The following is a 13,519-nucleotide window of genomic DNA, read 5'->3' on the forward strand; positions in this document are numbered from 1 at the left end:
ATTGAGTTCAGGGCCCTGACTCCCCGCCGCTGCAACTTGCATGGAATGCAACGACAGGCAAATCATAGCGCTTGAAAATGGCCGGGCCGGGCATCTTGGTTTTTGTTTTTTTCATATGATTCGCCATGAAGACGAGCTAGCGCAGCATGGCCGCCCGGGGAAGGCGCGACAATCATCGGTAGGCGCCACGACCAGCCGGGCGCGAACGGGAGGCAAGATGGGCATCAAGGATTGGCCGGCCGGCGAACGGCCGCGCGAACGCCTGATCGAGGATGGTGCGCAATCGCTGTCGGACGCGGAATTGCTGGCCGTCTTCCTGCGCACGGGCGTGCGCGGCAAGAGCGCCGTGGAACTGGCGCGCGACACGGTCGAGCACTTCGGTTCGCTGCGGGGCTTGTTTGGCGCCAGCCTCGTGAGCTTTTCCGCCGTGCATGGCATGGGCAGCGCCAAGTTTGCCCAGCTGCAAGCGGTGCTGGAACTGGCGCGGCGCGCCATCATCGAAGACTTGCAGGCGGGCCAGACCCTCAATTCGCCGCACGCCGTCAAAGATTATTTGCGCCTGACCCTGGGCCACCTGGCGCATGAAGCATTCCACGTGTTGTTTTTGGACGTCAAGAACCGCCTGATCACGACCCAGGAAATGTTTCGCGGCACCCTCACCCACACCAGCGTATATCCGCGCGAAGTCGTCAAGCAGGCACTGCTGCACAACGCGGCCAGCGTGATGCTGGCGCACAACCACCCGTCCGGCGCGCCCGAGCCCAGCGAATCGGATCTATTGCTGACGCGCGCGCTGGTGCAAGCGTTGTCGCTGGTGGACGTGCGCATCCTCGACCATTTCGTCGTGGCCGGACGGCACGTGCATTCGTTCGCGGAACACGGCCAGATCTAGGCCGGGGCTGGCCAGGCGACAGTTAACCATGTGTAAACAAGGACATACGTGACTGCAGCGAGACGCTTATCTAACAGTAAACAGCGCTGTTTACCAGTGCCTTCCCCTATGAAGAAGGGGAAAAGTCAAATTGTTAAATTATTTCAATACAACATGACACAATTGTTTTTCGCAAGTCATTGATAAATCGGCTTATTTTGGATATACTCTCGTTTTTCCAATTTGGAATATCTTTAAGGAGTGCGCCATGGCACGTGTTTGCCAAGTCACTGGGAAGAAGCCGATGGTCGGCAACAATGTTTCCCATGCAAACAACAAAACCAAACGTCGTTTTTTGCCTAACTTGCAGAATCGTCGTATTTTTGTTGAATCTGAAAACCGCTGGGTCTCCCTGCGTTTGTCCAACGCCGGTCTGCGCGTCATCGATAAAGTCGGCATCGACGCCGTATTGGTCGATATGCGCGCTCGTGGCGAAAAAGTCTAATTAGCAGAATAAGGGAGCTATCATGGCAAAATCAGGCCGCGACAAAATCAAGTTAGAATCGACCGCCGGTACGGGTCACTTCTACACGACCACCAAAAACAAGCGTACGACGCCTGCGAAAATGGAGATCATGAAATTCGATCCTAAAGCACGCAAGCACGTAACGTACAAAGAAACCAAAATCAAGTAATTGATATTGTGTTCTGTAAAAAGAGCCGCTCCGATGAGCGGTTTTTTTTCGCCCTGATTTTCCTCCCGCCGCTCTCCCCTTGTGCCGGGACGAAAAAAAGGCCCTGGAAACCAGGGCCTTGATATGACGCAACAGCTTACTCAGGCATAGCTGCGCAGGCGCAAGGAAAAGTCTTGCAGCGACTTGATGCCCGACGCTTCGGCGCGCGTGCACCAGTCTTGCAGCTTTTGCAGCAATTGCTCACGCGTAAAGTGCGAACGCTCCCAGATGGCGCCCAGCTCCACGCGCATGTGGTGCATGGTTTCCAGCGCCTTGCTGTGCTGGAACAATTCCGACAGCTGTTCGTGGTGCGCATCGGCCAGCTTGCCCGGCTCGCGCTGCATCAGCTTGCGCGACGATTTCAGGAAGCGCTTTTCCAGTTCCGCCTTGTGCTTCAGGTGTTCCAGCTCTTCCTTCCAGGCATGCTTGATCGATTTCGCATACTTGGCCATCACGTCGTAACGGTTGGCGATGACCGATTGCAAGGTCTCGAAGTCCGCTTCCAGCTTGCCGTGCGAGAACTTCGGCTCCGGCGCCAGCTTTTTCACCTTGGCCAGGCCCAGCATTTCCAGCGCGCGGATATACGCCCAGCCGATATCGATTTCATACCATTTCGACGACAGCTTGGCCGAGGTCGCATAGGTATGGTGATTGTTGTGCAACTCTTCGCCGCCGATCAGGATGCCGAAGGGAATGATGTTGGTGGCCGCATCGGCGCAGTCGTAGTTGCGGTAGCCCCAGTAGTGGCCGATGCCGTTGATGATGCCGGCCGCCGTGATGGGTATCCACATCATTTGCACGGCCCACACGGAAATGCCGATCACGCCGAACAGGATGAAATTGATGACGAACAGCGACACCACGCCCAGCCAGCTGTACTTGGTGTACAGGTTGCGCTCGATCCAGTCCGTCGGCGTGCCGTGGCCATATTTCGCCATGGTTTCCATGTTCTTCGATTCAGCACGGTACAGCTCGGCGCCTTCCCAGAAGACTTTTTTGATGCCGCGCGTCACGGGGCTGTGCGGATCTTCTTCCGTATCGCACTTGGCGTGATGCTTGCGGTGGATGGCCGCCCATTCCTTGGTCACCTGGCCCGTCGTCAGCCACAGCCAGAAACGGAAGAAATGGCTGGGGATCGCATGCAATTCCAGCGCCCGGTGGGCCTGGTGGCGGTGCAGGTAAATCGTGACGCTGGCGATGGTGATATGCGTGACCACCATGGTGTACAGGAAAACTTGCCATGCGGACAGATCGGTAATGCCAGTTGCCATGAACTGCAAAACGTCGTGTAAAACGGAACTCAATGTCATTACTACTACTCCAAGTGGACAGGGCGTGCGCACGGTCGCTCCAGTGACTCTGGAGGTCCGGCAGAGTTAATTTTAGGCGTGATTGTACGCCCTAATGGGTGCGGTCAGGCAAAATCGGAGGCAGGCAGCGAGGTTAAGGCTGGGTGCCGGATGGGGCGGACTCACCCTCTGCCGCGCTGGCGAACGGGGCAGGAGGCGTACCAACAATACGCAATTCGCGTTGCGGAAACGGTACAGTGACCTTATGTTCCTGCAAGGTGCGCCAGATGGCGCGGTTCACATTCGACTTCACGCCGCCGGTGCCATTTTCCGGGTCCGCAATCCAGAAGCCGATCTGCACATCGAGGCCGTCGGCGCCGAAACGCACGAGGGTAGCCGATGGCGGATTGCTTTGCGACACACGCGGCACCTTGGCCGTCGCCGCTTCCAGCAAGGGGAAGATGACATCGAGATCCGTTTCATAGCCCACCGACACGGCCGTCGACAGCCAGACCATGCGGTTGCTCAGCGACATGTTCTGCACGCCGCCGGAAATCAGCATTTCATTCGGCACGATGGATTCAACGCCATCGCCACCCAATAACACAGTATAGCGCGTATTGATTTGCGTGACCTTGCCCGTGAATTGACCCACCGTAATCATGTCGCCGATGGTCAGGCTGCGGTCCAGCAGGATGATGAAACCGGACACGAAGTTCGCGGCGATCTTTTGCAAGCCGAAGCCCAGCGCCACGCCGAAGGCGCCGCCGAACACGGACAGCACCGTCAGGTCGATGCCCACCAGCGACAGGCTGACCAGCACGGAAACGAGGATCAGCACGGCGCGCCCCATACGCGACAGCACCACGCGCAAGGAAGTGTGCAAGCCCTGCATTTTCATCAGGCGCTCGTCGAGCGAGGTACCGGCCCACATGGCCAGCACCAGCAGCACGGCCACGGAAATAGCGGCTTGCAAGATGGCAGCCACGGACACCTTGTTGCGTCCCAGCGGCACGACGATGCTTTCCAGGAAGGTGTGCAATTCCGGCCACAGGCCCGTGATGTACAGGGCCATGCCGGCCCACACCACCACCGTGAAGATCTTTTCCAGCAGCAACATGGTCGGGCTGATGTCGCCGTGGCGGGCAAAAATGCGGCGCAGCACATAAAACCCGAAGCGCACCAGCGCCATCGAGGTGCACAGGGGAATGGCAATACTGAGCAGGTTCACGGACTGGAGCTTGGCCAGGAAATGCTGCGCAATGCCCAGCAGCATGGCCGCCAGCACGGGCGTCAGGATGCGGATGAAACTGTCCGTGCGCTGCAAGGTTTCCGGCGTAGCCGGCACGGTGGCCGCTTCCGCCCGCTGATGCAGGAATACGCGCAACTGCCGCACCAGCAGCCAGCTCAGCGCCAGGCAGGCGACGATGACCAGCGCCTGCCACAGGATGGCCGGTTGACGGAAATCATCGACAAAGTCAGTGATCAGATTCAGCAGTGGGGTTTCATTCATGGCGGATGCGGTCCGGAAGGTGAGACGGGTGGGACGGAGGTGATACGGAGGGGCTAGGCCCATGCCGCCAGGCGGGCCGGCGGCATTGAAAGCCGCCACTGCCAGGTGCAGCGGCGGCCCGTGACAGGCTTACTCGGCTTGTTCAGCGTCAGCGTCGTCGGCCGGTTTTTCATCGGCGTAGACTTTTTTCGGCATGACCTTGCGCTCGAACACGGCAGCAAAGAAGCCGTCGGTCTGGTGCAAGTGCGGCAACAATTTCAGGTAGTCGCCCATTTCCAGCTCGATCTTCTGTTCGGCCAGCACCTTGCTCATCGGTACCAGGGTGAAGTCCGGATGGGCGGCCAGGAATTGTTCGGCGATAAAGTCGTTTTCTTCGTTCAGGAAGCTGCAGGTGGCGTACACCAGGCGGCCGCCGCCCTTGACCAGGCGCGCCGCGCCGGCCAGGATGGCTGCCTGCTTGGCTTGCAATTCCACGATCGAGTTCGGCTGCTGGCGCCATTTCACGTCCGGATTGCGGCGCAGGGTGCCCAGGCCGCTGCATGGGGCGTCGACCAGCACGCGGTCGATCTTGCCGGCCAGGCGCTTGATCTTGGCATCGCGCTCATGCGCGATCTGCACCGGATGCACGTTCGACAGGCCGCTGCGGGCCATGCGCGGCTTCAGCTTGGCCAAACGCTTTTCCGACACGTCGAACGCGTACAAACGGCCCGTGTTGCGCATCAGCGCGCCCAATGCGAGGGTCTTGCCGCCCGCGCCGGCACAGAAATCGACGACCATCTCGCCGCGCTTGGCGCCGACGATCTGCGACAGGATCTGGCTGCCTTCATCTTGCACTTCGATGGCGCCGCTCTGGAACAATGGCAGATTTTGCAACGATGGCTTCTTGATCACGCGCAAGCCCAGCGGGGCATACGGCGTCGGCGTGCTGAGGATAGGCGCTTCGGCCAGGGCCAGCATCACGTCGTCGCGCGTGGCCTTGAGCGAGTTGACGCGCAAGTCCAGCGGCGCCGGCGCGTTCAGCGCATCGGCCAGCTTCATGGTTTCCGCTTCGCCGAACTGGGCGATCAGCTTGTCGAACAGCCAGGTCGGCATGTTGGCGCGCATGTTCGACGGCATCAGGCTGCGGTCGATCTGCGTGATGCGTTCCAGCCATTCCACTTCTTCTTCCGTCAAGCCGCCCAAGGAGTCGGCACCGACGGCTTCGGCCAGGCCGAGGATGGTCAAACGGCGCATGGTCGGGCCACTGCCCGCTTCGGCGAAGTCCGTGAAGAACGATTTGTTGCGCAGGACGGCATAAATGCCTTCGGCGATGGCGCCGCGTTCGCGCGAACCGAGGCGCGGATGGTCGCGGAAATAGCGCGACAGGGTGGTGTCGGCCGGGGCCGTGAAACGTAAAATTTCGCGCAATACTTCTTCAGCATTGGCAAGTATCGCTGGTGGCAATCTCATTGTTATTCTTCCTGTAATATTTTATTGAGGGTCCACGCGGACCTGGCCATGCTCGACTGACAGTTTATCGTCAATGAACAGGCGGATGGCGCGCGGGTAAAGCAGATGTTCCTGTACCAGCACGCGCGCCGATAAGCTGTCTTCTGTGTCGCCTGGCAAGACTGGCACCACCGCGCTCGCCACGGCCGGGCCATGGTCAAGCTCGGCAGTCACGAAATGCACGGTCGCGCCGTGTTCCGTCACGCCCGCCTCGAGCGCCTGGCGGTGCGTCGCCATGCCCGGGAACAGCGGCAGCAGCGACGGGTGGATATTGAGCATGCGCCCCGCGTAATGTTCGACGAAGGGCGGCGTCAGGATGCGCATGAAACCGGCCAGCACGACCAGGTCGGGGGCGAAGCCGTCGATCACGGCTTGCAGCGCCGCATCGAACTGTTCGCGGCTGGCATAATCCTTGTTGGCAACGACTGCCGTCGCTATCCCATGTTCCGCGGCAAACACCAGTCCCTGGGCATCGGCCCGGTTACTGATGACGGCGGCAATACGGGCTGGCCATTGCTCGGCTTGCGCCGCGCGGACGACCGCTTCCATGTTGCTGCCGCGTCCGGAAATGAGGATAACGATATTTTTCATAGCGCGCATTGTACCCGCTATGGCGATGCGAATCTAGAAAGGCCGGTATTATTGTTGCGGCGCAACATGAGCGCCGGCGCGCCGCAGCCGCCCGGCGATGCCGGTTTTCACCTGCGCCGGAGGCCCGCTTGAGGGCGCCGCGGCAAGAGTAAGTATTTACTCGAACGAATAGAAGACGCGGAACGGGACTTTCTTCTCGGCCCAGTAGTCGGCCGCGTCGCGGAACACGTCGAGCAGGATCTCGCGCGCTTCCTTGTCGAATTTTTGCGTATTTGGCAATTGCTCGAGCACCACCAGGAAACCCGTTTGCGTGCCCGCCTTGAACATGGTATCCGTCAGGCACAGGCGCAGGGCGTCGAAATTCTTCGCCAGGTTCTTCGGAAACAGGAATGCTTCTGCAATAATGCCGATGACTTGTTGTTTGGTCTGTCCAGCGTTGCAATGCGCATATAAAAAGTGCTGCCCGAGACGGATCGCCTCGTCTTGTAATTCGGTCACGCGAAAGGCACGGATGGACTGGACAAGGTTGGGCGGCACGGTTAGTAACAAACTCATTTTTCCCTCAAATCGACCTGTTATGTATGGATATCTTCTAGCTGCTCTTCTTATTGCATCCCCGCACGCGGGTCAATGCGCACGCGGTGATTCGATCTGTATCAACTTTTATGCGATTCAGTGCGATTTTATATAAGCCATACGCGTATTAGGGTAACGTGTTGTCCTGCATGAATCAACCCGAATATGATGTCAAACGCAAGATTTGTTACAAACCGCTGGTTTCAAGTCACTTCAACATCTTGTATCGATTGAAAGTGCATGTTACAGACTGTGGGGCAAGGGGCTTGGGCTGTTACATTTTGTTGCCACGCGAAACACTTGTCGCCGCCCGGCGGGATTACTATAGCCCCAAGTTGTAAAAAATACCCTGAAAGATTCTCTAGATAACGAGGTTACAAATGAACTTGCAAGCCAAATTGATGATGTCAGCCCTTTGTATCGGGGCATTGCCACTCGCCCAGGCCGCCGACTTTGAAGATTTCGGCAAGGTCGTGCGCGTCGTGCCGCAAGTGGAACAGATCAATCGTCCACGCCAGGAATGCCGTACGGAATACGTGCAAGTCCAGGCACCGCCGCAACAGCGCAGCGCTGGCGGCTCCATCGTCGGCGGTATCGCCGGCGCCCTGCTCGGCAGCCAGGTCGGCGGCGGCAATGGCCGCACGGCGGCGGCAGCCGCTGGCGCGATTGCCGGCGCCGTCGTCGGCGACCGTGTCGACAACCAGAACAATTACCAGGGCGGCATGCAGGAACAAGCCGTCAAGCAATGCCGTCAGGTCGACCACTGGGAATCGCGCAACAATGGCTACCAGGTCACCTACGACTACCGCGGCCGCAACTACACGAGCATCATGTCCTACGATCCGGGCGAACGCATCCGCTTGCGCGTCTCCATCGAGCCTGCTCAACAGTAACGCCTGACATAAGCTGCTGCGCGTCGGCATAGGTGGCCTGCGATGCTCACCGTACTGGAGTACGGTTGCGCTTCTCGGCCACCTCTGCCTTCCGCTCGCGACGCTTCTGTCAAGCGTTGTTACTCAGTACTAAAATGCCAGCCCCATGTCTTTCTCATGGGGCTGGCATTTTTTATGGCGCCCCGGCACGGGCTATAATGCGGCACACTTTCAGGCCGCCTTATGCTTATCAAACGAAAATCCATCGAACAAGTCGAATCCTCGCGCCCTGCGCGCAAGCCACGCTACGCCCCTGTCACCCTGTCGGAAATGGATGGCGTGCGCTATCTGCATTTCGGCACGGAATGGGTGCAGGGCGCCATGCGCATCCGCAAGCCGGACTGGCCGGAACTCGAATACGCGCAGCAGATGATGGCGTGGATGCTGTGGATCGAGCAGCCGCAGCGCCTCGCCCAGCTGGGCCTGGGCACGGCCGCGCTGACCAAGTTCTGCTACCGCCAGTTCCCCCAGGCACAGGTCGAGGCCATCGAACTGAACCCGTCCGTCATCACCATCTGCGCCTCGATGTTCAAGCTGCCGCCCAACGACGAGCGCCTGCACGTGCGCGAGATGGATGCGCTCGACTACGTCAACGATGAGGCCAACCACGGCACGCTGGACGCCCTGCAAGTGGACTTGTACGACGCCACGGCGCGCGGTCCCGTGCTCGACAGCGCCGAGTTCTATTCCGCCTGCTGCGCCTGCCTGGCGCCGCACGGCATCATGACGGTCAACCTGTTTGGCGACCATCCCAGCTATGCAAAGAACATCAAGGCGATGAAGTTTGCGTTCGAACAGGTGATCTGCCTGCCGGAAGTCCATGATGGGAACGTGGTGGCCATCGCTTTCAAGACGAAAGTGGCACTCGATGCCGAAGCGCAAGCCGCCCTGCTCGAGCGCGCCAAGCAGATCGTCGCCGAGACCAAGCTGCCCGCCAAGTCCTGGGTCAAGGGCATCGTCAGCACCCTGTAACCGCCGGCAAGTCCAGGCAAGGCCGGCAGCCCGGAAAGGCGCCGGCCATGCCCGCATCCCCTCCTTCTCCCGATACGCCGCTGCAACTGCCGCAACTGCTGGCCTGGCTGCAGGAAGACGGCTTGCTCGACGCGGCGCAAGCGGCCGCCATCGGCGCCCAGGCCGCCCTGCTGCCGGCGCCGGCCCTGCATCCGCTGTGCAGCATCGCCCACGGCGCGCTGACGCTCGACACCCTGTGCGCCTGGCTGGCGCAACGCGCAAGCCTGCCGTATGTGCGCATCGATCCCCTGCACATCGATTTCAGCCAGGTGGCCGACGTCATGACGGCCGGCTATGCGGCCCGCTTCAACATCCTGCCCGTGGAAAGCACGCCGGAGCGCATCGTCATCGCCACGGCCCAGCCGTACGCGCTCGCTTGGCAAGCCCAGCTGGGCAAGCTGGCGCCGCGCAAGCTGAGCCTGGTCATCGCCAATCCGCTGCACATCGCCGATGCCATCGCGCAATTTTTCAGCCTGGCCAGTTCCGTCAAGGTGGCCCGGCAAGCCTCCACGCAAGACCTGGCGCTGCGCCAGAATGTCGAACAACTGGTGGAACTGGGCCGCAACAAGGGTAACCTGGACGCCAACGACCAGCACGTGGTGCGCATCGTCGACTGGCTGTGGCAATACGCGTTTGCCCAGCGCGCCTCCGACATCCATCTGGAACCGAAGCGCGACGCGGGCCTCGTGCGCCTGCGCATCGACGGCCGCCTGCACCAGGCCTACCAGCTGCCGCCCGTGGTCTTGCTGGCCATGACGGCGCGCATCAAGTTGCTCGGGCGCATGGACGTGGTGGAAAAGCGCCGTCCCCAGGATGGCCGCATCAAGACGCGCAATGCGCAGGGGCAGGAAATCGAACTGCGTTTGTCGACCTTACCCACGGCCTTCGGCGAAAAGCTCGTCATGCGTATCTTCGACCCGGAAGTGGCCGTCAAGAGCCTCGCCGAGCTGGGCTTCCCACCCGCGGACGCCGAACGCTGGCGCCAGCTGACGACGCGCACGCACGGCATCGTGCTGGTGACGGGCCCGACCGGCTCCGGCAAAACCAGCACCCTGTACAGCACCCTGAAGGCGCTGGCCGGCAGCGAAGTCAATGTGTGCACGGTGGAAGACCCCATCGAAATGGTCGAACCGGCCTTCAACCAGATGCAGGTGCAAACCCAGGCCGGCATCGAACTGTCGTTTGCCGATGGCGTGCGGGCGCTGATGCGGCAGGATCCCGACATCATCATGGTGGGCGAAATCCGCGACCTGGCCACGGCCGAGATGGCCATCCAGGCCGCGCTGACGGGGCACCTGGTGCTGTCGACCCTGCACACCAATGATGCGCCCTCGGCCGTCATGCGCCTGCTGGAACTGGGCTTGCCCGCCTATCTGCTGGAAGCGTGCCTGGCCGGCGTGCTGGCGCAGCGCCTGTTGCGCTGCCTGTGCGCAGCCTGCAAGCAGCTGGACGCCGCCCCCGGCGCCGCTGCCTGGCAGCGCCTGACGGGCGGCCAGCTGGAACGGCCGGCCGCAGCGTACCGCCCCGTCGGCTGCGCCCTGTGCCGGCACAGCGGCTACCTGGGGCGGGCCGGCATCTATGAACTGCTGGGCGTGACGGAAACGTTCGGCCAGCTGGTCAAGGCGGGCGCCGACCTGCACGCGCTGCGCCGCCAGAGCCTGCTGGACGGCATGACGCCGCTGCGCATCGCCGGCGCGCGCAAGATCATCGATGGCACGACCAGTCTCGACGAAGTACTGAAGCTCACGGCGGCCCTGCCTTAGCAGGCCGGCACTTTCTCGCAGGAATGCTTTGCATTCTTTTTCAACTGATATATAATGCGGCCTCTTTCGGGTCGTTAGCTCAGCTGGTAGAGCAGCGGACTTTTAATCCGTTGGTCGCAGGTTCGAATCCCGCACGGCCTACCACGAATACAGCAGTACAGATCAGGGCTACCCGCTTCGCGCGTAGCCCTTTTTTGCATCCTTGTATGAGCAATACCCCCAATGGGGGAATACTCTCTATGGCCTGTTGCTTAAGTTGCCGAAAAGAGTAAGCGCATATGCACACAGATAGCGCTCAACAAAAGCTACACACAAACATCTAAGAACAAGACCAAGCCTTTCCTACGTTGCGGAAGGCTTGCGGCAATGGCCTAGGAAGGGCCTGGGCAGCATTCATGCGCGACACGTCCTTACCTCCTACCTCCTAAGCACATGCAACTCACCTATGGCCGCCACCTCGCGAGAACATATGGTCCACACCACCCAAGAAATGGAAGCTGGTCAAAAGATACGTCTGGAGAGGGCTGTAGGCAGATACAAGTTCATCGTCATGAGGTAAATGAGCGACTGCAAATATGGATCGCATATGCAGCAACATTCAGTGACCTTTTCAATTTGAAGAGTAATATCGAAAATCTCACTGAAAGAAGATCGATCTGATGTCTTGTGGAGCTGATTGCGCTCACCAAATCCAGCAAAGTACGCATGAGTCGCCACTCTTAATTTCCAAGCTAGATTGCGACAATGGTTTTCGATATCGAAAACAATTCTTTTGCTGCCTCCACATCCAATTTTTCGAAGAATTTTTTATCCTCAAGAAATTTTATCAGTTTCCCCATATCTTTTGAACGGAATCCGATTGGCAAATAACTTTCAAGATCTCCTTTCGACAATATAAATACACCTTCATCTTTTTTCAATGAAATAAATTCATCAAGAATGAGTTGTTGATCGGCAGACAAACCGTCTTGTATTTTTATCCGACGACTCTTTATATAACCCCATAGATCCTGCGCATCATCCCAATTCCCAGAAGACATTGCATCTTCAATTCTTAAAAAAAGTTGAGCGCCGTCCAGGCTTTTAATATTATCGACAACATCTCGCTTTATTTCTGCGACGTCGACTTTAAACATCTTCTTTACAACTTCGGTACCGATCTGCTCAACATAATCAAGGTCCGCTATCAAAGCATAAGGGACTTTACACGAATCTAAAAGAGTGCTGTACGATGAAAAGAACCCCTTCCCTCCAACAGAAATAATTTCACATATTATAGAACTAGTTTCGGAATTTTGAATTTTTTTCAACAATGCCTCAAACAACAACTTATCCGAAAGCCCTTCCACAAGTATAACCTTATCGGCAAAGAAAATGCTCTCGTTATTATGACTATTTACAATACCAAATAAATGCCGAGCATCTGGCAAATCGGCATCGTTAATTTTTACAATCTTACTTTGCTGGTTTTCACTGAAGACACGTGACACATATTGTATGGACGCAGGTGAAATAAAGACGGATGAGTGCGTTGCAAGAACGAATTGATTTCCAGTGGAAGACGAAAGCTGCTCGAACAGTGAAAGCAATACTCTTTGCCATCTTGGATGCAAATGAAGCTCCGGCTCATCAACTACGATCAGCGCATCGCGGACATTCAGCGCATAGATACAGAACAAATAATTCAGAAGTTCTTTTTCTCCAGATGATGCAGCATTCACAGAAAATGAAGCCCCTTGCTTAGTGAGTCTTATATCATATTCATTCCTCAGAGCATTTACACAATCAAGTCTCCACGTATAGCCCAACAATTTCAGCATTTCACTCAATGCTTGCATTTGCGGCTGACCGTAAAAATCCGCATCGGTTGTTCCTGACTGCTCCTCTAATAAAAGGCGGAATTTCTGCGCAATTCGCCCAATCGCCAATGTTAGTACATTTCCACCCACACGCGACGTTGCTAGATCACTATTTTGCTTATGATCAAAATAGTTGAATCCAGCAAGAGAAACACTTGACTGAAATCCAGATGCCGCCCTATTTACTGGGAGGTAGAGCAATGGGGTAGATAATGGCAACAACCCGCCATCCTCACGTACTTGCGCAATCCATTCAAAATTTCTCAAATATTGCACAAACGTTTTCTCAACGCCGACAAAGTCATCCTGAAAGGCTCCGTTGACAATCGTGTATGTGATTAATGATTTTTCCTTTAATCCATCAATATCCCAATCCCTGATCTGATCGGTCAATCCATTTAAATAACGATTCTTCATAGTGGCATTTAGTTCATCCACTCCATCCTTGATGGCCTTAATATTATCTATGTCCTGCTGAGTAACCTCAACGATGACGACGATCGACTGTTTAGCATCGTTCTCAGCACGCTCATGCTTTTCCAATGTCATCATATGAAGATTTTGATTTTGCGAAAACTGCAGACGGATCTCGGTACCGCCAGGAGATCTTGCCGACCAAGGTGGCATTATAAACCGCCGAATGACCGTTATTATAGTGTCTAATAGATTGGTTTTCCCTCCTCCGTTCGGACCAACGATAATTGAGATTTCGCCGTCGATATGAAATTCTGTCAGCTCCAGGAAACTACGGACATTTTCAAGAGAAATTTTTCGAATTTTCATTTTTTCAAAAAGGTAAATAAGATTTTTAACAATAACACGCTCGGTGTTTTGCCGAACATTTTTTCTCAAAATAGTCGCCAATTCATCGTCCATCCACTGACAGTATCTA

At 57.0% G+C, this 13,519-nt stretch carries 12 protein-coding genes and 1 tRNA gene; 7 read left to right on the forward strand and 6 right to left on the reverse strand.

Features of this window, described 5'->3' with window-relative positions:
• The first annotated feature begins 217 nt into the window (after positions 1-217).
• From radC to rpmG, 3 genes are all read left to right on the forward strand, one after another.
• Entirely contained in the window at positions 218-892 is a 675-nt protein-coding gene (gene radC, locus O0881_RS10930; RefSeq protein ID WP_099666791.1) for a DNA repair protein RadC, read from the forward strand.
• A 247-nt stretch (positions 893-1,139) separates the two neighbouring features.
• Entirely contained in the window at positions 1,140-1,376 is a 237-nt protein-coding gene (rpmB, locus tag O0881_RS10935) for a 50S ribosomal protein L28 (protein WP_010400928.1), read from the forward strand.
• A gap of 22 nt (positions 1,377-1,398) precedes the next feature.
• On the forward strand, positions 1,399-1,566 hold the full coding sequence (gene rpmG, locus O0881_RS10940; RefSeq protein ID WP_010400929.1) for a 50S ribosomal protein L33: 168 nt from the start codon (positions 1,399-1,401) through the stop codon (positions 1,564-1,566).
• Between the two features lie 140 nt (positions 1,567-1,706).
• Here rpmG and O0881_RS10945 read toward each other — a convergent pair whose 3' ends face one another.
• From O0881_RS10945 to O0881_RS10965, 5 genes are all read right to left on the reverse strand, one after another.
• Complete coding sequence (locus O0881_RS10945; protein ID WP_034785142.1) at positions 1,707-2,915, reverse strand: fatty acid desaturase; 1,209 nt, start codon at positions 2,913-2,915, stop codon at positions 1,707-1,709.
• A gap of 133 nt (positions 2,916-3,048) precedes the next feature.
• Entirely contained in the window at positions 3,049-4,407 is a 1,359-nt protein-coding gene (locus tag O0881_RS10950) for a mechanosensitive ion channel domain-containing protein (protein WP_289911258.1), read from the reverse strand.
• Positions 4,408-4,536: 129 nt separating this feature from the next.
• Positions 4,537-5,856, reverse strand: coding sequence for an RsmB/NOP family class I SAM-dependent RNA methyltransferase (locus O0881_RS10955; RefSeq protein ID WP_099666789.1), 1,320 nt, complete (start codon positions 5,854-5,856; stop codon positions 4,537-4,539).
• Between the two features lie 21 nt (positions 5,857-5,877).
• Positions 5,878-6,486, reverse strand: a complete 609-nt coding sequence (gene purN / locus O0881_RS10960) for a phosphoribosylglycinamide formyltransferase (RefSeq protein ID WP_099666788.1) — start codon at positions 6,484-6,486, stop codon at positions 5,878-5,880.
• 156 nt (positions 6,487-6,642) lie between these two features.
• Entirely contained in the window at positions 6,643-7,041 is a 399-nt protein-coding gene (locus tag O0881_RS10965) for a barstar family protein (RefSeq protein WP_034747450.1), read from the reverse strand.
• A gap of 401 nt (positions 7,042-7,442) precedes the next feature.
• Between O0881_RS10965 and O0881_RS10970 the strand changes: the two genes are divergently transcribed.
• From O0881_RS10970 to O0881_RS10985, 4 genes are all read left to right on the forward strand, one after another.
• The gene (locus O0881_RS10970; protein WP_034785134.1) at positions 7,443-7,955 is read left to right on the forward strand and encodes a glycine zipper 2TM domain-containing protein; all 513 of its coding nucleotides are present in this window, start codon (positions 7,443-7,445) and stop codon (positions 7,953-7,955) included.
• 222 nt (positions 7,956-8,177) lie between these two features.
• A complete protein-coding gene (locus tag O0881_RS10975; protein WP_289903846.1) occupies positions 8,178-8,966 on the forward strand; it encodes a spermidine synthase in 789 nt (262 codons plus the stop codon).
• A gap of 47 nt (positions 8,967-9,013) precedes the next feature.
• On the forward strand, positions 9,014-10,768 hold the full coding sequence (locus O0881_RS10980) for a GspE/PulE family protein (RefSeq protein WP_289911260.1): 1,755 nt from the start codon (positions 9,014-9,016) through the stop codon (positions 10,766-10,768).
• Between the two features lie 68 nt (positions 10,769-10,836).
• A tRNA-Lys gene (locus tag O0881_RS10985) sits at positions 10,837-10,912 on the forward strand.
• 587 nt (positions 10,913-11,499) lie between these two features.
• On the opposite strand, the gene O0881_RS10990 is transcribed toward O0881_RS10985, so the two are convergent.
• Complete coding sequence (locus O0881_RS10990) at positions 11,500-13,503, reverse strand: AAA family ATPase (protein WP_289911261.1); 2,004 nt, start codon at positions 13,501-13,503, stop codon at positions 11,500-11,502.
• Positions 13,504-13,519 lie beyond the last annotated feature (16 nt).

Origin of the sequence: Janthinobacterium sp. SUN100, from assembly GCF_030397705.1 — a bacterium.
GTDB classification, from domain to species: domain Bacteria; phylum Pseudomonadota; class Gammaproteobacteria; order Burkholderiales; family Burkholderiaceae_D; genus Janthinobacterium; species Janthinobacterium kumbetense.

Excerpts from the sequence above, each read along its gene's own strand:
- radC (WP_099666791.1), top strand. The coding sequence starts at position 218 with ATGGGCATCAAGGATTGGCCGGCCGGCGAACGGCCGCGCGAACGCCTG.
- rpmB (WP_010400928.1), top strand. The coding sequence starts at position 1,140 with ATGGCACGTGTTTGCCAAGTCACTGGGAAGAAGCCGATGGTCGGCAAC.
- rpmG (WP_010400929.1), top strand. The coding sequence starts at position 1,399 with ATGGCAAAATCAGGCCGCGACAAAATCAAGTTAGAATCGACCGCCGGT.
- O0881_RS10945 (WP_034785142.1), bottom strand. The coding sequence starts at position 2,915 with ATGACATTGAGTTCCGTTTTACACGACGTTTTGCAGTTCATGGCAACT.
- O0881_RS10950 (WP_289911258.1), bottom strand. The coding sequence starts at position 4,407 with ATGAATGAAACCCCACTGCTGAATCTGATCACTGACTTTGTCGATGAT.
- O0881_RS10955 (WP_099666789.1), bottom strand. The coding sequence starts at position 5,856 with ATGAGATTGCCACCAGCGATACTTGCCAATGCTGAAGAAGTATTGCGC.
- purN (WP_099666788.1), bottom strand. The coding sequence starts at position 6,486 with ATGAAAAATATCGTTATCCTCATTTCCGGACGCGGCAGCAACATGGAA.
- O0881_RS10965 (WP_034747450.1), bottom strand. The coding sequence starts at position 7,041 with ATGAGTTTGTTACTAACCGTGCCGCCCAACCTTGTCCAGTCCATCCGT.
- O0881_RS10970 (WP_034785134.1), top strand. The coding sequence starts at position 7,443 with ATGAACTTGCAAGCCAAATTGATGATGTCAGCCCTTTGTATCGGGGCA.
- O0881_RS10975 (WP_289903846.1), top strand. The coding sequence starts at position 8,178 with ATGCTTATCAAACGAAAATCCATCGAACAAGTCGAATCCTCGCGCCCT.
- O0881_RS10980 (WP_289911260.1), top strand. The coding sequence starts at position 9,014 with ATGCCCGCATCCCCTCCTTCTCCCGATACGCCGCTGCAACTGCCGCAA.
- O0881_RS10990 (WP_289911261.1), bottom strand. The coding sequence starts at position 13,503 with ATGGACGATGAATTGGCGACTATTTTGAGAAAAAATGTTCGGCAAAAC.